Source organism: Litoribacter ruber (assembly GCF_018500185.1).
Classification (GTDB): domain Bacteria; phylum Bacteroidota; class Bacteroidia; order Cytophagales; family Cyclobacteriaceae; genus Litoribacter; species Litoribacter ruber.
The window spans coordinates 63,854-82,260 of record NZ_JAHBGI010000012.1 but is presented as its reverse complement, the minus strand read 5'-3'; the positions used below and the strand labels follow the sequence as shown (position 1 = coordinate 82,260).

Sequence of the window (18,407 nt, the reverse complement as noted above, 5' to 3'; positions counted from 1 at the left end):
CACAAAAAACAATCCCATGGTTTACTTTTTATCCCAGATCTTCAGCTTCCTGATTCTTCCCCTCACCATTATTCTCATCCTTTTCATTTCGGGTTTGATTATGGTCAAAAAACCGATAGGCAGAAAGCTACTTTGGGCCTCCCTGATTCTCCTTCTCTTGATGAGCAACCGCTTTTTGGCCAATAAACTGATGAATGCTTGGGAACCCCAGTTTAAGGAAATTGCAACATTACCAACCTACGAGGTGGGAATAGTGTTGACGGGAGTTACCAACATCAATAAAACCGCATCTGACCGCACCTTTTTCGACCGAGGAGCCGATAGGGCTACCCACGCCATGCAGCTTTATAAAGAAGGTAAGATCAACAAAATCCTAATTACTGGAGGCGAGGGTTTCTATAATGCCAATACCAATCGGGAAGCAGATCTATTGGCTAACTTTATGTACACCGCGGGGGTGCCAATGGAGGATGTAATTATCGAAAATCAGGCAGTCAATACTCGGGAAAATGCCCTTTTAGCCAGGGAAACACTCATAGAAAAAGGTTTCGATGAAAATGAAACTTACCTGTTGATCACCTCGGCTTTTCACATGCCAAGGTCCAAGAAATGCTTTGATAAAGTGGGGTTACAAACAGAAACCTACCCGGTGGATTATTATGGTTCAGACAGCGGGGCAAACTTCAAGTCCCTCTTCCAGCCCGCACCTGATGCGCTGATGATCTGGCAAAAAATGTTTAAGGAATGGGCTGGCCTATTAGTATATAAATTGGTAGGATATATTTGAGCCCATCCCTTTGAGGCCATTACCAGGTTGTAGATTTGAGGTCCTGCACAGCCTTGATGATATCGCTGATACTGATCTGTCCTACCAGGTTGCCGTCCTTCATCACGGGGCACCTTCTCACTTTGAGGGTAAGGAACTTCTGAGCGGCGTCGAAAATGCTCAAGTCAGGCCCCATGGTCAGCACTTCCGTGGACATGTGTTCCGACACTTTCCCGCCAAGGTCGGGGGTGTTGGAGTATTTCCCCTTGATGATCTGCTTAAGGCAGTCCCCTTCGGAGATCATTCCCACCAATTTACCGGAATTGTCCACCACGGGACCACCTGAAATCCTTTTGGAAGTCAAAATATCCACCACCTTGTCGATGCCGTCTTCCGGATTGAAGGTGATCAGATTAGTGGTCATGTAATCTTTTACATAAATAGGCTGAAGGGATTTTTTCTTATCCTCAACTACTCGAACTCCTTGATAACTTTTTACCATTTCGTATTTCTTTTAAGTTGAACATTTAATATAGATATAATCTAATAAATTTCAAAATCACCTTACTGAAAAATCTTTAAACTCGGAAGATTATTAAAAAGACCGGAGACGGAAGACCGAATAAAAAAACCGACAATCCAGGGGACTGTCGGCTTGCATTGTTTGGTTTAGTTGTTTTGTTTATCTGATGGCATCTCTGAATGCTGACTCCTCTTTGTATGCTCTGAATTCCGGATCGGTAGCCGCTCTCCTTTTAAGCTCGCTGCTTCTCTCCGCAGCCTTTTTCAAGTTTTCGTACATCACATCCTGGTTGCCGCTTCTGGCCGCCACGATGGCTAGTCCGTAAAATCCGTAACCAAAATCCCTATTTACCATGACACTTTCTTCAAAAGCATTAGTAGCGTTTCTGTAATCTTCCGCCAAAAGGTAAGCTAGTCCTTTGTTGAATAGGTTGGTTTCATTTTCAGGAACATTGTTCAACCGAATGGTTGCCAGTTTGTAATCCCCATTGATGATGTCCACAGCGCCTCGGGTTGCGTCGTTTACATGGGTAAACTCTTCACTTTGATCCTTGGTAGAAGCATCTGACATGTATTTATACGCTGTCTGATAATCACCCAGCATCAAATGGGCCTGTCCAAGGTTGTGCATAGCATAGGCATTTTCTTCCTCAGCATTTGCCGTTTCAAATTCCCTCACCGCTTTTCTCAGGTACTCATCTTTCTCGGATTTTGAAGCCGTTCTGTTGGCCATATTCAAATAGACCACCCCAAGATTGTTGTGGGCCATTGGAGTACCATAGGCCTCCACTTGGGCTTTATACAGGCTTTCCTTGGCGCCATAACTAGGACTGATTTCTGCTGCATAGGCAAGTTCAGCTTCTGAAAGCGTATCCGCATGCACATCTCCCCTAGCTATTCGTGAACCCAGCAAAGAAATCTCCGCCTCTGATCTTTTGTCCTTGGTAGTTAGAATCTCAGTTTTGGCAATTCTCATTTTAGGGTAAAGGTCATTGAAAACCGTTTTATAAGTGGGTAGCTGACGCATTTGTCTTTCCTTGCTGTCAAAATCCCCCGATCCATCGATCACCTCGTAATATTCTTCTTTCTGACTCTCATTCAAGCCATCATAATCTTCCAACAACACTTTGAAATCAGACCAGTCATCCACCACTGGCTTGATGATAAACTGTACATCTTTTGATTCATCGCGGTAGTCAAACCTCTCCATTTCCCTTCTGTACATACGCTCAATAGCCTCCGCGCGGTTTTTGGAAAGATTTCTGTTTACCCTTTCTGACCCCTCCGGGGAGTGGGTTCCGGTAATGGTTACGGTTTTGGTTACGTTGTTATCAGCAATGAAGGCTTTCAAATATCTTCCTCTATCCGACTCAACTTCGCTAGACCGCAGGTTTGCACTACCTTGCTGGAAGAAAAACTCCACTTCAGTTGGCTCCAGTTCGTCCGAGGCTTCATAGTCATGGCCCATGTATAAGCCAAGATTTGGTATCCCCTCCTCTTCGGTCACCTGGCCGATTCTGGCCAGTCGGGAAGTGGTGATGATTCCGTCTGCAACCTTGATGGCTTCAGTGGACGCCGACCCGCCTTTCTTTTTGTGGGTGGCACGGCCAGCAACTTTGAGCGAGCCAGCTTCCATCCCTTCTTTGTAAGGGAATGCAAAGGTCTGCTGCTGGGTATTCTGCTGTTTGGTATTTATCGCAGCACCGTCAAATTCCAGGTTGTCGGAAATCGGCTGGATTTTGCCCTGATATTGGAATTCCGGCTGCAGGGTGTACTTGAAATTCTTGTTGAGCATTTTGGGAGGAAGCTGGGCTTCCATATCAAATTTGACAGAATCGCCTTCAAGCACCAGGGGATTAGGGTTGACTTCCACCTGTTGATCAGCGGAACGTTTGATGACGGACTGCACGTTTGTACAGGCGGATAAGGCTATTGCCCCACCCATTACTGTCAAAAAAGTTGCCTTTTTCATAAACATTGTTGTTGGTTTATTCGATTATTTATTATATTCCCGATAAAATCAAATTGATTTATTATAACAAGACCATTATTATCATGGAAAAAATCAAGATATTCTTTGAGGATCGGGCTTTTGGGGTTTGTTCCAAATTGGGTGAAAGGTTGAATTTCCCCATAGACAGTATCAGGCTGTTTTTTATCTATTCTTCCTTTATCACACTGGGTTCCCCGGTAATTTTTTATGTTACCATGGCCATGATGATGAAAGTGCGGAAATACTTCCGCAAGATGAACAACCCTGTGCTATTTGACTGATCTCAATTGGCTAAACTTCTTTTTTCCTTGAAAATAATATGTCAAGATTATCGAAAGGACACTTCTATCCGAACATCCTTTTACCAATTTTGGTGCCAAAAGGCTGTCTTTAGACATTCTACGGCGCATTTTGAAAAAATCACTGTATGCATTAAAGACCGCTTTGGAGTGGGCTGGCCCTTGGCTAAGCAACAAATGCATCCCTGCAGCCATGTCCAGGGGCAATCTCTTCCAAAACACCTCTCTAAAACCCCGCATCTCCAAGTTCAGGTAAAGCATTAAAATACTGTTTCGAAAGTTTAGGTAGGTTTTGTAAGAATTCGCCTTGCTCAGTGTGCCGCCTCCCAAGTGAAAAACCTTACTTTCGGGGACACAGTATAATTTTCTCCCTCTTTTTCGCAGCCTCCAACAAAAATCTATCTCCTCCATATGGGCAAAAAATTCAGCTCTAAAACCTCCAAGTTCCTCAAAAAACTCTGCTCTGACCCCCAAACATGCTCCCGAAGCCCAATCTACCTCTATTGATTGATCATACTGTCCCTCATCCTTTTCGATGGTATTTAAAATCCTACCCCTGCAATAGGGATATCCCAAGCTATCCAAAAATCCCCCACAGGCCCCTGCATAATCGAAGTATCCTTCATTTTGAAGGGACAAAATCTTTGGTTGCACAGCGGCGGTGTCAGGATGCTGTTTTAAGAAATCAACAAGAATGGTATCCCAATTTGGGCTAACCTCCACATCGGAATTCAATAATATAAAGTAGTCAAATTGGCCTTTCAGCTGATCCAAGGCCTTATTGTATCCACCTGCATAGCCTAGGTTTTGACCGATATTCAAAACCCTTAACTCTGGGTAGGATTTTTTTAAAAAATCAACCGAATCATCGCTGGAGGCATTATCGGCGATGATTACCGGGAAAATTGAATAATTTAAAACATTGGGAAGGAAGCGTTCAAGCATTTCCTTCCCATTATAATTTAATATGACGATTGCCGCCTCCATTAAAACATATTGCCGAAATCCATACCTGGAATATTTGGCATCATGCCTTGAGTGGCGTTTTTCATCTCTTCTTTGATCTTCACATCGATAGCTTCAAAGGCCTTGTTGGTGGCAGCCACGATCAAATCCTTGAGCATATCCTTATCCTGGGGATTTATCAGTGATTCATCCATGGTCATGTCAATGACTTGACGGTGTCCGTTGACGGTTACCTTGACCATACCGGCCCCTGACTCCCCTTCAGCGGTCACGTTGACCAATTGGGCCTGCGTTTCCTTCATTTTCGCCTGGGCCTCTTTCACCTTATTCATGATATTCATAAAGTCGAACATATCCTATCTGCTTTTTTTACAAAGATAATTGATTTTACATCAGGTTTTAATACACACAATTTTCCAACCAAAGGAAATAACACCTATTTACAATATTTTATGCTTTTTTTACAAATATTAAAAGATAATATATCTTTCTTCGAACTTTTTACAATAAAATCGACTTATATACGTATTAGAAGTAGAACTCAAAAATTCTTTTAACAATGAAAACCATCACGAAGATTGATAAGGAGCACATCAGAGATTTACGATTCAGCCGCAGGGAGGTATTGGATAGCCCGGAGGCAAAAAAATTCCGTGCAGCCGACCTTCAAAGGGCGCTGACACTGGGAAATCTCCTTCAAAGCAAGGTCAACATCATTTTTGAAGACCGGGAGGAAAACACCTATTGTGTGGACACTACCGTATGGTCGGTAGGTGACCAATTTGTGACCCTTAAAGGAGGAATACACATCCCCATCAACTCCATCGTAGAAGTAAACTGAAAAATACAGTAAGGCAAACAAGAAAAAAGCCCTTTTCGAAACTGAAAAGGGCTTTTTTCTTGTTTGCTTTTACTTATTCGGTCCTCGGTCTTCGGTCTTCCGTCCCTAAAAGTACAGGAAGGCTGCTGGCAACCTAACGGACAACCATGTAGTTTCAGACCGACTGCTTAATCTGCTTCAAGGCCTCTTGAAGCCCCATCTGCCTTTGCTCTCCCGATTCCATGTTTTTAAGAGTCACTTCACCGCTTTTGATCTCCTCCGAGCCGATTATGATCACAAAAGGAATATTCTTTTTATCGGCATAGTTAAATTGCTTCTTCATCTTTGCGTCATCAGGGAAAATTTCAGCACTGATTCCCAATTTTCTTGCCTCTGTCAACACATTCAAACCGTGGCTCAGCGCATCTTCTCCGAAGTGGGCAACCATCAAGGTCGTTGACTTAAGGCTTTCCTCAGGGAATAGCTCCAGCTCCTCCAAAACATCATAAAGCCTATCCACTCCAAATGAAAAACCAACGCCCGAAACACCTTCCAGCCCAAAAACTCCGGTAAGGTTGTCATATCGGCCACCACCGCTTACTGATCCAATGGAAACGTTATTAACCTTGACCTCAAAAATTGCCCCGGTATAATAAGAAAGTCCCCGGGCTAAAACCACATCAAAATCCACAAACTCCTCGTCCTCCTTGAAGCTTCCTAAAAGGTCAAAAACTTCCCTCAGTTCATTCAAGCCCTGAAGCCCAACCTCACTACTCGCAAGAAAGATCTGCAAAAACTCAAATTTATCTTTGGACCCCATATCGATGATAGGCCCCAGTTTCTCAATGGAAGCCTCTGAAAAGCCTTTTTGCTCCAATTCTTCCCGCACTTTTTCCCAGCCAATCTTATCCAGTTTATCAATAGAAACACAAAGATCACTTTCGCGTCCCGGCTCCCCTATCACTTCCGATATACCTGTAAGAATTTTTCTGTTGTTGATTTTGATGCTATAATCGTTGAGCTTTAGCTCACTGAACACCCTTTTGATCATCAGGATGATCTCAGCTTCGCACACCAAGCTGTCCGTGCCTACCACGTCGGCATCACACTGGTAAAACTCCCTGTAGCGCCCTCTTTGCGGACGGTCGGCCCTCCATACCGGCTGGATCTGGAATCTTTTGAAGGGAAATGTGATGTCATTTCTATTCATCACCACGTAGCGTGCAAATGGCACCGTCAGATCATATCTTAACCCTTTTTCGGCCACTAATGGCAATACCGCATTCGATCCTTTTGATAATTTTTCGGCAGTAACCTTCTTTAAAAAATCCCCGCTGTTGAGTATTTTATATAAGAGCTGGTCGCCCTCATCCCCATATTTGCCCGTCAGCACGGAAAGGTTTTCCATGCTCGGCGTTTCGAGTTGCTGAAACCCAAAAAGTTTGAAGGTAGATTTGATCGTATCCAGAATATAGTTCCTTTTGGCCATTACCTGTGGTCCAAAATCACGGGTTCCTTTTGGCAAAGTCGGTTTTTGAATGCTCATTTGTCTGATATTTTGGACAAAGTTATATAAATTGAAGCAGAATATTTGTTTTTCTCTAGCCAAGGATTGCCATCAAAGGGCCTAAATCCATGTGGATTGGAGCTTTTTTCACAAAGCCTGGAGCAAATCCGCTGATTTATTTAGGAATATCCGTTCATAGTTTGATAGATATTCTTATCTTTGCACCTCAAATTTGAAAACTCATAAACAGATATCGATATGGCTGTTACTACTTTAAAAAGAAAACTGAAAAGAAAGAGACAATCTCAAAACACGAGAGTTATCAAGATCAAACAATTGAATGCTAAGCCAGTAATCAAGAATGTTGATATTGAAGAATTGAAAAAAGATTTCAACAAATAAGATTTATTTGTGAAAAGACATATAAAGAAGGCGATACCGACGGTGTCGCCTTTTTTATTGCTTCATTCTGGCTTGGGCCCTTTTCCCAAGTTCTACCACCCGCAGGTTTTTGATCTGCCCCTCGGCAAGCTCAAACTTCAAAAGTGTCCTTACCTGGTGAAATCCCTGGATGCCAATGGCGCCGGGATTCATATAAAGGACGTTTGACGCCTGGTCAAACTCTACTTTGAGAATATGCGAATGCCCGCAAACAAACAGCTTGGGAGCGGTTTGCTGGATCCGGCTCTTGATTCCTTTTGCGTAGCGGGGAGGTTTGCCCCCGATGTGGATCATCAACACCCTCACCCCTTCTACCTCAAAAAGTTGCTCTTCAGGAAATTCCGCCTGAGCAGAACTGTCGTCAATGTTTCCCGTGACAACCCGCAACTGCTTCCCCTTGGGCAGCTGTTCAATCACGTTTAACTCCCCAATATCTCCAGCATGCCATATTTCATCCACATCCTCCAAGTGCCTCAATACCGCCTCATCTATATAGCTGTGCGAATCCGATATCAATCCTATTAATTTTCCCATTTTCAAACAAAATTGGTTTCCCCGCAAGTTATAAAGATAGCGGACAATATATTTTACAATTATTGCGAAATATGCCGCCGTGGAATACGCTGATGGGAATAGTTGGAATTATTTATGCTTTGATACTGATAGCCCTGACCTGAACTGCAAAATGCTCACCCTCTTACTGTTTAACCATGAAAACTTGGCTCGGAACTTTTATTTTAGCGCTAACGCTGGCCTTGGGCAGCTGTCACAGCTCATTCATGAGCCAGGAAAAAATCCTTAGCCCTGATGAATTTGAAATCGGCTATTCCAAGCATCCCGATGCCATCCTTATCGATATCCGCACTCCAGAAGAAATAAAAAACGGGCATTTGAAGGATGCCATTTTTATAGATTACCATGACCAGCACTTCGAGGAGCAGCTGGCTTACCTTCGTAAAGACCTTTCTTATTATATTTATTGCAGCTCTGCTGACAAAACCATCCACACCGCCAGGCTCATGAGCTCAATGGGCTTCAAGAAAGTATTTGTGCTGCAGGGCGGCATCAAACAGTGGCACCAGCAGGGCAAGAAGATAATTCATCCACAAACATAACCCTATGAAATCCATCAACCCCTATACCGGCGAAACCTTAAAACTCTACAACCCCCATAGCGAGCTACAAATAAATGAGGCCATAACACGAGCCCATGATACCTATTTGGAATGGAGAAAAACTCCATTTTCCGAAAAGTCATCTTTAATGAATAAAGCTGCCGATATTTTGGAAAGCAAAAAAGATCATTATGCCAAACTCATTTCACTGGAAATGGGAAAAATGATGAAGGAGGCGGTAGCCGAAATTGAAAAGTGCGCCTGGGTTTGCCGATACTATGCTGAAAAGGCCGAGGGCTTTTTAGCAGACACACCGCTCGAACTTCCCGATGATAAGAAAGCCAAACTCAAGTATAACCCCTTAGGTGTGATACTAGCCGTAATGCCTTGGAATTTCCCCTTCTGGCAGGTTTTTCGCTTTGCGGCCCCCAATCTCATGGCGGGAAACACAGGATTGCTCAAACATGCCTCCAACGTACCCCAGTGTGCCTTGGCCATTGAGGAAATTTTCCAGGAGGCAGGGTTTCCCGAAGGTTGCTTTCAGAGCTTGTTGATCTCTTCGGACAAAGTCAAGTCCATTCTCCACCACCCCCATGTAAAGGCGGCCACCTTGACGGGTAGCGAAAAAGCGGGGGAAATAATTGCCTCACAGGCCGGAGAGGTGTTGAAAAAGACCGTACTTGAGCTCGGGGGCAGTGATCCCTTCATCGTTTTGGCAGATGCCGACGTGGAGAAAGCAGCCAAAACTGCCGCCAAGGCGCGTATGATTAACTTTGGGCAAAGCTGTATCGCTGCCAAGAGATTTATCGTGCACGGGGATATTTATGATTCCTTTGTGGAAATCTTCAAGAAGGAGATTGAAAATCTCAAGCAGGGAGACCAATTTGATGAAGAGGCAGATTTTTGCTGCATGGCCAGGCCTGACTTGGCTGCTGAGCTATATGAGCAGGTAAATAAAAGCATTGAGATGGGTGCTAAGGTGATTTTGGATGGAGGCAGGCCTGAGGAAGGAAGTGCTATATTTAGCCCTTACATCATATCGGAAATCACTCCCGAAATGCCGGCTTATAGCGAAGAGATGTTTGGGCCAGTAGCCACCATATTTAAGGTCAGCTCCGAAGAGGAGGCCATCAAAATCGCCAACGATTCTCCATATGGCCTGGGTTCTTCACTTTGGACTTCGGACATGGACAAGGCGGATACCCTTGCTGCTCAGATAGAAAGCGGGGCTGTATTTGTCAACGGGCTGGTGGCATCGAGCCCATACCTCCCATTTGGGGGCATCAAGCGCTCGGGGTATGGCAGGGAACTGGCGGAATTGGGTATCAAGGAGTTTGTCAACATCAAAACCGTAACCTTTGCCTGATCGGCCTTGAAAAGGCCATGGAATTTGAAATTATCTTGTGAATTGCCGATTAACTTTCTATTTTTACGCCCATAAATTTTGGCTGTTACATGAGAGAAATACAATTTAGAGAAGCATTAAGAGAGGCTATGTCCGAAGAAATGAGACGTGACAAAAATGTGTTTGTCATGGGCGAGGAGGTAGCTGAATACAACGGGGCATATAAAGTGACCCAAGGTATGTTGGACGAATTCGGTCCGGAAAGGATGTATGACACCCCAATTGCTGAACTTGGTTTCGCAGGTTTGGGCGTGGGTGCCGCCATGAACGGTCTGCGTCCCATCATTGAATTCATGACCTTCAACTTTTCTTTGGTGGCAATTGATCAAATTATCAACTCTGCCGCTAAGATCTATTCCATGTCAGCCGGACAGTACAGCTGTCCTATTGTATTCAGAGGACCAACCGGTAACGCCGGGCAATTGGGCGCTCAGCACTCCTCAAACTTTGAAAACTGGTTTGCCAACACTCCAGGTTTGAAAGTAGTCGTTCCATCCAATCCTTATGATGCGAAAGGCCTTTTGAAAGCCTCCATCCGTGACAACGATCCAGTGATTTTCATGGAGTCTGAACTGATGTATGGTGACAAAGGCGAGGTTCCAGAGGGAGAATACTTGCTTCCAATTGGTGTAGCCGATGTGAAGAAAAAAGGTAAAGATGTGACCATCGTTTCTTTTGGCAAGATGATGAAAGTTGCTTTGGAAGCTGCTGAGGAACTGGCCAAGGACAACATCGATGCCGAAGTGATCGACTTAAGAACGGTAAGACCCATCGATTATGCCACTATCGTGGAATCTGTAAAAAAAACCAACAGATGCGTGATCGTAGAGGAAGCCAATCCAATCGCTTCACTTGCCACTGACCTGGCCTTCAACATTCAGAAAAACGCTTTCGACTACTTAGATGCCCCAGTTTTGAGAGTTAACAGTATGGATATTCCATTGAGTTACGCTCCTCAATACATCGAAGCTACCATTCCAAATGTCAAGAGAACAATCGACGCAGTCAAAAAAGTCTGCTACAAATAAGCACTTAAAAGGCCGATCATCTGATCGGCCTTTTTTTTTGTCCTCCATCAATTTACAACCCATTACAAGGCGATGTCAAATCCGAATAAAATTTACACATTAACCACTGATCACAAAACATTAAGTAAGTTATATATCTTTATTCAACCTATTCTACACCAACATTAAACCAATACCAGATTGTTTTTACACTGGTTTAATACTGGTCTAACATTGGTTTTAGACTGGTGTATGGAAACCTGATATTGTAGCTTTTCTAAAAATAGAATGGAGTTTACTCCAGCTGATGGTAATTAAGGGAATGGCCTTCGTCCAAAGCCCTTTGGACACCGGGTGAAATGGCTGGAACTTTAAGCTTTTCGAATTTGAGCTGGCCATCCTGATCCAGGTTCCAAACGAGGTTGGCCTCCCAGTTTTCATCCTTGTCCGGAAAGTCTTCCCGGTAATGCGCTCCTCTTGACTCTTTTCGTTCCAAGGCCGCCTTAAGGACGAGTTTCGACACCTCCAGCACGGTAAAAAGATCCATATTGGCCCACACATTTTCAAAGTCGAGCCCCTCCACTGAAACGGAACCGGCAACTATTTCCTCTTCTATAGCTTCAAGTTGCTGCAGCCCTTCCTTCAAGCCTTTTTCATTTCTGATGATCCCGGCATGGTCCCACATCAAGTTTTTAATTTTCACAAGGACCTGATTTGGCTGAGCCTGCCATGGGTAGTGCTTTGGTGAAAAGGATTGTTCCAGTTCAGGGATACTTATCTTTTCCCCATTATCCTCACCTTTGATCTTTCTGCTCAACTCCTCACCCGTAAGTTTCCCCAAGACCACGGTTTCAATAAGGGAATTGCCACCGAGCCTGTTAGCACCGTGCAAGCCGCAAGCCGCCTCCCCTACTGCATACAGGCCCTGAACCCCGGTAAAGCCGTTTTCGAAATCCACCAGCAGCCCTCCCATGGAATAATGGCTTGTAGGGGCTACCTCCATGGCTTTTTCTGAAATATTGATCCCGAGGGATTCAAATCTTTCATACATATCGGGAAGTTTCTTTTTGATAAACCCCTCCTCCTTGTGGGATATATCCAGGTACACTCCTTTATCTTTTGTGCCCCGCCCTTTGGCAATTTCCCTTGCAATCGCACGGGCCACTTCATCTCTGGCATCTAATTCCATCATTTCAGGAGAATAATCCTCCATAAACCTTTTTTTATCCGCATTGAGCAAATGGCCGCCCTCCCCCCTCACGGCCTCTGTGACCAGCTTCCCTTCAAATTTCTCCGGCTTTACCATGCCCGTGGGGTGAAACTGCACCATTTCCATATCTTTTAGCTGGGCACCGGCTCGAAGGGCAAGCCTCATTGCGTCGCCGAGGTTTTCATTTTTCCTAGAAGAAGACCTGCTATAGATGGAAGCATACCCCGCGGCGGCTATTACGGTGTACTGGCTTTTAATTCTGAGAAGTTGTTTTTCCTTTTTATCTAAAACCAAGGCACCAACCACCCTATCCTTGTTTTTCAACAACTCAAATACATATTTTCCATCCAGACACTCGATCCCCATATCTTTGGCTTTTTGGACCAGGGTGTCTAAGATAGCCTTTCCGGTATGGTCACCTACAAAGCAGGTACGGCGGTAGGACTGTGCGCCAAAAAAGCGTTGATTGATTTCCCCATCTTCATTAGTGTTAAAGGGGCAGCCCCATTCCGCCAGTTCCCTGATGGCATCGGGGGCATTTTTGCAAACCAGTTCGACGGCTTTTGGATCATTGACAAAATGTCCCTCCTTGAGCGTATCCGCCGCATGAATCTCCCAGCGGTCCTCAGGGTCCAGATTACCCAAGGAAGCATTGATCCCACCTGCGGCCATTTTGGTATGGGCATCCCCAAACTCCCTCTTTGAGACCAGCATGCAATCCACCCCGGCTTCTTTCAGGGCGATAGCGGTTCTGATTCCCGCCGCTCCGGCCCCTATGATTAATACAACTGTAGTCAGTTCCTTGTCAATGTCCTTAAAAACCATCATGCCTTTTTACTTTTCAAACAATCATACCTTTCGAATGTTCGATTTAAGGGGATTTGAGAATTCCTGTACTATTTTTGAACGAACCTTTTGACAAACCTTTGAGCATGAGCAAACATCTTGATGCAATAGTAGTAGGAAGCGGCCCCAATGGACTGGCCGCAGCGATCTACCTGCAACAAAAAGGACTTTCAACAGCTATCTATGAGCAGGCTTCCGAGGTGGGTGGCGCCTGTAGATCAGGTGAGCTTACCCTACCGGGATATATCCATGACCTGGGTTCAGCCATCCATCCGCTTGGAATGGCTTCTCCTTTTTTCAAAACGTTACCTTTGGATGAGTACGGGCTGGAGTGGGTTTATCCCGATATTCCCTTTGCGCATCCTTTTGCCGATGGATCCGGCATAGCAGCCTATCAGGATATTGACCAAACTGCCCGACAACTGGGCAGGGATCAGCATACCTACTTTGAAATGATGAACTGGCTGACGGAAAACTGGGCAGATTTGGAGGGTGACATCCTTAGCCCCATGAAGCTCCCCAATCACCCGATCAAGATGGGCCGGTTTGGCATGAGCGCTCTTTTGCCGGTCACCACATTTTCTAACCTGTTTTTCAAAGAAGAAAAAACCAGGGCTTTTTTCTACGGTGCAGCAGCCCATTCTACCTTGCCCTTGACAAAACTGGCTTCTGCCTCATTTGGATTAGTCCTTCACGGGGTGGCACATAAGTATGGCTGGCCTTTCCCGAGAGGTGGAGCGAAAAATATTGCCGAGAGCCTGGCAGCCTATTACAGATCCATGGGGGGTATAGTATTTAGGGACAGTCCCATCCAGGACATCAACGAACTTCCGCGGGCTGAAGCCTATTTATTTGACCTGACCCCAAAACAGTTGCTCAATATCAAGGGTACCAATTTTGGTGAAGGCTATAGAAAAAGACTTGAAAATTATAAATATGGAAAAGGTGTGTTCAAAATTGACTGGGCCTTGAGTGAGCCTATTCCTTTTTTGAGTGAAGAGTGCAGGAAAGCGGGGACCATACATTTTGGGTACTCCACCAAGGAAATCGAAAACAGTGCAAGAAGAAGTGGCAAGGGCTATGTGACTCCCGATCCTTATGTGTTATTGGCCCAGCATACCATCTTCGACTCTTCTAGGGCACCAAAAGGAAAGCATACCGCATGGGCCTATTGCCATGTACCCAATGGGGATGAGACAGATATGACATCCTTTATAGAGGCGCAGATTGAGAAAGCCGCACCGGGATTTAAGGATCTTATTTTGGCCAGGCATACCCAGACCACCTCACAAATGGAAGCTTGGAACCCCAACTTGGTCGGTGGGGACATCAACGGCGGCTTACAGGATATCAGCCAGCTGTTCACCAGACCGGTGGCAAGCTTTACTCCCTACAACACCCCTGACAAACGGGTATATATCTGCTCTTCCTCTACTCCTCCAGGAGGCGGGGTGCATGGAATGTGTGGCTATAATGCAGCGGAAAAAGCTTATTCAGATCATTTCAAATAAGCCCCTGCCAAAACTATTTTATATTTTCGTGGGTATATATAGGTAAGAATAGAAGTATGAGTTTGTCAACAGAACAGAAGCATTTTATGCAAAGAGCGCTGGACCTAGCTCAAGAAGGCATGGAGTCCGGCAAAGGTGGGCCATTCGGCTGCGTGGTTGTCAAAGATGGCCAGATCATCGGAGAGGGAAGCAACAGTGTGACCTCCACCACAGACCCCACTGCCCATGCAGAGGTGGTAGCCATCCGTAATGCCTGCCAGCATTTGGGAAATTTCCAGCTTAGCGGCTGTGACATATACACCTCCTGTGAGCCCTGCCCCATGTGCCTTGGGGCAATTTATTGGGCCAGGCCAGATCGGGTTTTCTTTGCCAATGACAAATTTGACGCGGCTCAAGCGGGTTTTGATGATGCCTTTATATATGAGCAACTAGAAGTCGATCCCGCCCAACGAAGTATTCCCATGTATAAAATCACCATGGAAAACTCTGCGAAAGCCTTCAACCTTTGGCAGGAAAAAAACGATAAAACCATATATTAACCAAATAAAGAACTACACATGAAAAAGATACTATTAAGTTTATTGACCACCGCCATTTTATTTTCCTGTGCGCAAAACCAGTCTGAAGAAGAAAGGTTTACCTATGAAAACGACAGAATTGTAGACACCGAAACGGGTGATGAATATATGGTGGAAGACCAAGATACTTACACTGTCACTCATCCTGACGGCGAACAGGAGACTGTCACTTATGAAGAAACTCCTTTCTACGGCACGGAGGCGGCAGATGAGTTTTTGGAGCGCTACAATACCCGATTGGCCGAAAGAAAAGAAACCCTTTTGGTGGAACAAAAAAATAAAATCAAACAGGCCAGAAAGGAAAGGTACGCCGAGTACTCGGACAAGGAATTAATCGAACAATTTAACCAGCTGCACAAAGACCTGGCCCCCTACGAGCAACAAATGGATATCATTGCCGAATTGGTGGAGCGTGGAGCCGTTACTGAAGAGGAAGCTGTAGAACTGATGGAAGTAGATGAAGCTGACATCAATTTTGACATCGACTACGATCCGGAAGAAAACGCTGAAGAAGTACCAACACCATAAATTACAAAAAAAGGCCAATCGCAGGATTGGCCTTTTTTATTTTATCTTTTACCCATCTTTGGGTTTAGGGCTTTTAGTGCATTTTGTGCACCACCCATTTTATTCATTTGCTTCATCATTTTCCTCATGTCACCAAACTGCTTCATCAGGTTGTTGACTTCTTGAATGCTCCGGCCACTACCGTCCGCTATTCTTTTTCTTCTGCTACCGTCAATCAATTCTGGCTGGTTTCTTTCAGCAGGTGTCATACTTCTGATGATAGCTTCAATTGGCTTGAATGACTCATCATCTATATCAAGCCCTTTGATCGCCTTGCCCATTCCTGGGATCATGCCCATCAGGTCTTTCAGGTTACCCATCTTCTTGATTTGCTCCAACTGAGAAAGGAAATCATCGAAGTTGAACTGGTTTTTCCTGATCTTGGCGTTGATCCTTTTGGCTTCATCCTCGTCAAAAGTCTGCTGGGCTCTTTCCACAAGGGAAATAACGTCACCCATACCCAAAATCCTTTGGGCCATCCTGTCAGGATAGAAAACATCCAGGTTTTCCATTTTCTCCCCTGTGGAGATGAATTTGATAGGCTTGTTGACAACGTGTCGGATTGAGATGGCCGCACCACCACGGGTATCACCATCCAACTTGGTCAACACTACCCCGTCAAAATTCAAGCGCTCATCAAAAGTCTTTGCAGTATTGACAGCATCCTGACCGGTCATGGAGTCGACCACAAATAGCGTCTCAGACGGATTGAGTTTTTCCTTAAGCTCGGAAATCTCATTCATCATCTGCTCATCCACTGCCAAACGACCGGCGGTATCGACGATTACCGTCTTTTTACCTGATTTCTTGGCATAGGCGATTGCCCTTTCGGCAATTTCAAGGGCATTTTTGTTTTCTGGCTCTGCATATACTTCTACCCCGATCTGCTCACCTAGCACCTTCAGCTGGTCGATGGCGGCAGGTCGGTAGATATCACAAGCCACCAATAGCACCTGGCGCCCCTGCTTCTTTAAATGTGTGGCAAGTTTACCGGAAAAAGTCGTTTTACCGGAACCTTGAAGACCTGAGATCAATACCACGGCTGGGTCACCTTTGAGGCTGATATCCTCTTTGGATCCTCCCATCAGCTCAGTCAGCTCTTCTTGGGTGATCTTCACCAAAAGCTGTCCCGGAGATACGGAAATCAATACATCACGACCTAAGGCTTTCTCCTTGATAGAGTCAGTTACTTCCTTGGCTACTTTATAGTTAACATCCGCATCGATCAACGCCCGTCTGATTTCCTTTACGGTGGTGGCCACGTTGATTTCGGTGATGGTACCGGTCCCCTTGAGGGTCTTAAAAGCTTTATCTAATTTATAACTGAGATTATCAAACATGCTGATTTCGTCTATTTACTGCAAAAATAAAAATATATATTCATTGAGGGCCATAAAAGGCCAATTTTTCTGGACAAAGATAGGCATAGAAAAAGGCCACCCCAAGGGTGGCCTCAAAAAATAAAGTGAGAATACATCGAACAAACCAAAAATTTAACACCCTCCAAAAGACATTTCGCGGAAAGTCCTGAAGATTATGTCCACTATACGGGATAAATACCAAAAGTGTCCCAAGGTCAGGTGTTTTTTTTACATTTATTTAAACAAAACCCCGCAAAGGACTCTTATCATAAAGAATGTTTTTCTTGAAACTTTTATTATAACCACTAAAACACATTTAACCTATGGGTAATTTATTTAAAGGACTACTAGCCGGATGGGGCGCCAGCAAGCTTGGCGGGGGATGCCTCAGTACTCTTATCATCTTTGCACTTCTTTGGTGGCTACTCGGACAATGTAGCTAACTGACAGTTATATTTAGAAGCAAAAAAATAAAATTTATTTCAGAAAAGTTTTCTGAACCTCTGACTACCGGTCAAGGTGCGGAAAACTTTTCTCTTTTACAGGAATGGAGCTTTTCTGTATATGCTTGACTTTTTTCAACCCATCAACTGTAGAGAAAAAAATCACAATTTTCACGGTTAAATCATACAAAACTTTNTTTTACAGGAATGGAGCTTTTCTGTATATGCTTGACTTTTTTCAACCCATCAACTGTAGAGAAAAAAATCACAATTTTCACGGTTAAATCATACAAAACTTTAGTCCTCAACATAACACTCAATTTTTCCCTTTCTTTTTTTTTAATTAAGCAATAAATGGCTTAAACTCGTGTTAGAACTTAATAAGTCCTTTAGAAAAAACACACCAAAATATTGAGCATGAAAAAATTTAACCGCCTCACCCTAGCTTGTTGCATGATGGCGACTGTGGCCGTAGCCCAGGAGTCTGAACAGGAAGGTAGCCTCAACAGCGGGACCATCTCCAGCCAATTTGAATACCTTAACTCAATCTCCAACAATTATCAGGAGTATAAGGTGGTCAAAAAAACCAACCTTGACAAGATCCAGAAAAACATTACCGACTCCCTTGATTTCTACAAAGTACAGATTGTAGATGTGCAAAAAGAGCTGGCTTCACAAAAAACACATATTGCCAGCCTAGAGCAAAAAATGGCGAAGGCCGAGGCCGAAAAAAATGCAGCCATTGAAGCGAAGGACAACTTTGCCTTTTTGGGCATGCCTATACACAAATCCAACTACAATAACCTGATGTGGGGCATTGTAGCTGTCCTTGGTATGGCACTTTTATTCTTCCTTTACAAATTCAACAAAAGCCATAGAGTAACCGCTGAGACGCTCAAGACACTTGATGAAACGAAAGAAGAGTTTGAGCAGCACCGCAAAAATACCCTCGAAAGAGAAAGAAAACTTAACCGCCAACTGGTGGATGAAATGAATAAAAGGAATGTAAAAGCCTAATTCAAAAAAGCGCAGAGATTTGATTTCTGCGCT

At 44.4% G+C, this 18,407-nt stretch carries 19 protein-coding genes; 11 read left to right on the top strand and 8 right to left on the bottom strand.

What is annotated here, in order from left to right; genetic code table 11:
- Positions 1 to 16: 16 nt before the first annotated feature.
- On the top strand, positions 17 to 787 hold the full coding sequence (locus KIH41_RS15235) for a YdcF family protein (RefSeq protein WP_214162928.1): 771 nt from the start codon (positions 17 to 19) through the stop codon (positions 785 to 787).
- 19 nt (positions 788 to 806) lie between these two features.
- Here the strand turns inward: KIH41_RS15235 and KIH41_RS15230 are convergent, their stop codons facing one another.
- Positions 807 to 1,268: a CBS domain-containing protein gene (locus KIH41_RS15230; RefSeq protein ID WP_214162927.1), complete on the bottom strand. Its 462-nt coding sequence runs from the start codon at positions 1,266 to 1,268 to the stop codon at positions 807 to 809.
- 180 nt (positions 1,269 to 1,448) lie between these two features.
- Positions 1,449 to 3,260, bottom strand: coding sequence for a TPR end-of-group domain-containing protein (locus tag KIH41_RS15225; RefSeq protein ID WP_246539166.1), 1,812 nt, complete (start codon positions 3,258 to 3,260; stop codon positions 1,449 to 1,451).
- 83 nt (positions 3,261 to 3,343) lie between these two features.
- Between KIH41_RS15225 and KIH41_RS15210 the strand changes: the two genes are divergently transcribed.
- Positions 3,344 to 3,562: a PspC domain-containing protein gene (locus KIH41_RS15210; protein WP_213945640.1), complete on the top strand. Its 219-nt coding sequence runs from the start codon at positions 3,344 to 3,346 to the stop codon at positions 3,560 to 3,562.
- Here the strand turns inward: KIH41_RS15210 and KIH41_RS15205 are convergent.
- Positions 3,551 to 4,567: a glycosyltransferase family 2 protein gene (locus KIH41_RS15205; protein ID WP_214162925.1), complete on the bottom strand. Its 1,017-nt coding sequence runs from the start codon at positions 4,565 to 4,567 to the stop codon at positions 3,551 to 3,553. The genes KIH41_RS15210 and KIH41_RS15205 overlap by 12 nt on opposite strands.
- Complete coding sequence (locus tag KIH41_RS15200) at positions 4,567 to 4,899, bottom strand: YbaB/EbfC family nucleoid-associated protein (protein ID WP_213945642.1); 333 nt, start codon at positions 4,897 to 4,899, stop codon at positions 4,567 to 4,569. Before KIH41_RS15200 ends, KIH41_RS15205 begins: the two co-directional genes overlap by 1 nt.
- A 206-nt stretch (positions 4,900 to 5,105) precedes the next feature.
- Between KIH41_RS15200 and KIH41_RS15195 the strand changes: the two genes are divergently transcribed.
- The gene (locus KIH41_RS15195) at positions 5,106 to 5,387 is read left to right on the top strand and encodes a hypothetical protein (protein WP_213945643.1); all 282 of its coding nucleotides are present in this window, start codon (positions 5,106 to 5,108) and stop codon (positions 5,385 to 5,387) included.
- 154 nt (positions 5,388 to 5,541) lie between these two features.
- On the opposite strand, the gene hisS is transcribed toward KIH41_RS15195, so the two are convergent.
- On the bottom strand, positions 5,542 to 6,912 hold the full coding sequence (gene hisS, locus KIH41_RS15190) for a histidine--tRNA ligase (RefSeq protein WP_213945644.1): 1,371 nt from the start codon (positions 6,910 to 6,912) through the stop codon (positions 5,542 to 5,544).
- Between the two features lie 219 nt (positions 6,913 to 7,131).
- Here hisS and KIH41_RS15185 point away from each other — a divergent pair, with 219 nt between their 5' ends.
- Positions 7,132 to 7,275 carry a hypothetical protein gene (locus tag KIH41_RS15185; RefSeq protein WP_214162924.1) on the top strand — a complete coding sequence of 48 codons (144 nt, stop codon included), beginning with the start codon at positions 7,132 to 7,134 and terminating at the stop codon, positions 7,273 to 7,275.
- Positions 7,276 to 7,329: 54 nt separating this feature from the next.
- Here KIH41_RS15185 and KIH41_RS15180 read toward each other — a convergent pair whose 3' ends face one another.
- Complete coding sequence (locus KIH41_RS15180; protein ID WP_214162923.1) at positions 7,330 to 7,848, bottom strand: metallophosphoesterase family protein; 519 nt, start codon at positions 7,846 to 7,848, stop codon at positions 7,330 to 7,332.
- A gap of 176 nt (positions 7,849 to 8,024) precedes the next feature.
- Here KIH41_RS15180 and KIH41_RS15175 point away from each other — a divergent pair, with 176 nt between their 5' ends.
- The 3 genes from KIH41_RS15175 to KIH41_RS15165 all read left to right on the top strand — a co-directional run bounded on the left by KIH41_RS15175 (position 8,025) and on the right by KIH41_RS15165 (position 10,862).
- On the top strand, positions 8,025 to 8,429 hold the full coding sequence (locus KIH41_RS15175; protein WP_213945647.1) for a rhodanese-like domain-containing protein: 405 nt from the start codon (positions 8,025 to 8,027) through the stop codon (positions 8,427 to 8,429).
- A gap of 4 nt (positions 8,430 to 8,433) precedes the next feature.
- Positions 8,434 to 9,795, top strand: coding sequence for an NAD-dependent succinate-semialdehyde dehydrogenase (locus KIH41_RS15170; RefSeq protein ID WP_214162922.1), 1,362 nt, complete (start codon positions 8,434 to 8,436; stop codon positions 9,793 to 9,795).
- Positions 9,796 to 9,884: 89 nt separating this feature from the next.
- The gene (locus KIH41_RS15165; RefSeq protein ID WP_213945650.1) at positions 9,885 to 10,862 is read left to right on the top strand and encodes a pyruvate dehydrogenase complex E1 component subunit beta; all 978 of its coding nucleotides are present in this window, start codon (positions 9,885 to 9,887) and stop codon (positions 10,860 to 10,862) included.
- Between the two features lie 274 nt (positions 10,863 to 11,136).
- On the opposite strand, the gene KIH41_RS15160 is transcribed toward KIH41_RS15165, so the two are convergent.
- Positions 11,137 to 12,879, bottom strand: a complete 1,743-nt coding sequence (locus KIH41_RS15160; RefSeq protein WP_214162921.1) for an L-aspartate oxidase — start codon at positions 12,877 to 12,879, stop codon at positions 11,137 to 11,139.
- 104 nt (positions 12,880 to 12,983) lie between these two features.
- Here KIH41_RS15160 and KIH41_RS15155 point away from each other — a divergent pair, with 104 nt between their 5' ends.
- Genes KIH41_RS15155 through KIH41_RS15145 form a run of 3 tightly spaced genes read left to right on the top strand, consistent with a single transcriptional unit; the run spans position 12,984 to position 15,514 of the window.
- Positions 12,984 to 14,408 carry a phytoene desaturase family protein gene (locus KIH41_RS15155; RefSeq protein ID WP_214162920.1) on the top strand — a complete coding sequence of 475 codons (1,425 nt, stop codon included), beginning with the start codon at positions 12,984 to 12,986 and terminating at the stop codon, positions 14,406 to 14,408.
- 56 nt (positions 14,409 to 14,464) lie between these two features.
- Positions 14,465 to 14,947, top strand: a complete 483-nt coding sequence (locus KIH41_RS15150; RefSeq protein WP_246539162.1) for a nucleoside deaminase — start codon at positions 14,465 to 14,467, stop codon at positions 14,945 to 14,947.
- Between the two features lie 18 nt (positions 14,948 to 14,965).
- A complete protein-coding gene (locus KIH41_RS15145) occupies positions 14,966 to 15,514 on the top strand; it encodes a hypothetical protein (RefSeq protein ID WP_214162919.1) in 549 nt (182 codons plus the stop codon).
- 41 nt (positions 15,515 to 15,555) lie between these two features.
- Here the strand turns inward: KIH41_RS15145 and ffh are convergent, their stop codons facing one another.
- Positions 15,556 to 16,893 carry a signal recognition particle protein gene (gene ffh, locus KIH41_RS15140; protein ID WP_213945655.1) on the bottom strand — a complete coding sequence of 446 codons (1,338 nt, stop codon included), beginning with the start codon at positions 16,891 to 16,893 and terminating at the stop codon, positions 15,556 to 15,558.
- 881 nt (positions 16,894 to 17,774) lie between these two features.
- Between ffh and KIH41_RS15135 the strand changes: the two genes are divergently transcribed.
- Positions 17,775 to 18,374 carry a hypothetical protein gene (locus tag KIH41_RS15135; RefSeq protein WP_214162918.1) on the top strand — a complete coding sequence of 200 codons (600 nt, stop codon included), beginning with the start codon at positions 17,775 to 17,777 and terminating at the stop codon, positions 18,372 to 18,374.
- Positions 18,375 to 18,407: the final 33 nt, after the last annotated feature.

Bases quoted from the DNA above. Each gene is read 5' to 3' on its own strand.
- KIH41_RS15230 (WP_214162927.1), bottom strand. From the start codon at position 1,268: ATGGTAAAAAGTTATCAAGGAGTTCGAGTAGTTGAGGATAAGAAAAAA.
- KIH41_RS15155 (WP_214162920.1), top strand. From the start codon at position 12,984: ATGAGCAAACATCTTGATGCAATAGTAGTAGGAAGCGGCCCCAATGGA.
- KIH41_RS15165 (WP_213945650.1), top strand. From the start codon at position 9,885: ATGAGAGAAATACAATTTAGAGAAGCATTAAGAGAGGCTATGTCCGAA.
- KIH41_RS15175 (WP_213945647.1), top strand. From the start codon at position 8,025: ATGAAAACTTGGCTCGGAACTTTTATTTTAGCGCTAACGCTGGCCTTG.
- KIH41_RS15225 (WP_246539166.1), bottom strand. From the start codon at position 3,260: ATGAAAAAGGCAACTTTTTTGACAGTAATGGGTGGGGCAATAGCCTTA.
- ffh (WP_213945655.1), bottom strand. From the start codon at position 16,893: ATGTTTGATAATCTCAGTTATAAATTAGATAAAGCTTTTAAGACCCTC.
- KIH41_RS15235 (WP_214162928.1), top strand. From the start codon at position 17: ATGGTTTACTTTTTATCCCAGATCTTCAGCTTCCTGATTCTTCCCCTC.
- KIH41_RS15185 (WP_214162924.1), top strand. From the start codon at position 7,132: ATGGCTGTTACTACTTTAAAAAGAAAACTGAAAAGAAAGAGACAATCT.
- KIH41_RS15195 (WP_213945643.1), top strand. From the start codon at position 5,106: ATGAAAACCATCACGAAGATTGATAAGGAGCACATCAGAGATTTACGA.
- KIH41_RS15150 (WP_246539162.1), top strand. From the start codon at position 14,465: ATGAGTTTGTCAACAGAACAGAAGCATTTTATGCAAAGAGCGCTGGAC.
- KIH41_RS15160 (WP_214162921.1), bottom strand. From the start codon at position 12,879: ATGATGGTTTTTAAGGACATTGACAAGGAACTGACTACAGTTGTATTA.
- KIH41_RS15145 (WP_214162919.1), top strand. From the start codon at position 14,966: ATGAAAAAGATACTATTAAGTTTATTGACCACCGCCATTTTATTTTCC.
- KIH41_RS15180 (WP_214162923.1), bottom strand. From the start codon at position 7,848: ATGGGAAAATTAATAGGATTGATATCGGATTCGCACAGCTATATAGAT.
- KIH41_RS15210 (WP_213945640.1), top strand. From the start codon at position 3,344: ATGGAAAAAATCAAGATATTCTTTGAGGATCGGGCTTTTGGGGTTTGT.
- KIH41_RS15135 (WP_214162918.1), top strand. From the start codon at position 17,775: ATGAAAAAATTTAACCGCCTCACCCTAGCTTGTTGCATGATGGCGACT.
- KIH41_RS15200 (WP_213945642.1), bottom strand. From the start codon at position 4,899: ATGTTCGACTTTATGAATATCATGAATAAGGTGAAAGAGGCCCAGGCG.
- KIH41_RS15170 (WP_214162922.1), top strand. From the start codon at position 8,434: ATGAAATCCATCAACCCCTATACCGGCGAAACCTTAAAACTCTACAAC.
- hisS (WP_213945644.1), bottom strand. From the start codon at position 6,912: ATGAGCATTCAAAAACCGACTTTGCCAAAAGGAACCCGTGATTTTGGA.
- KIH41_RS15205 (WP_214162925.1), bottom strand. From the start codon at position 4,567: ATGGAGGCGGCAATCGTCATATTAAATTATAATGGGAAGGAAATGCTT.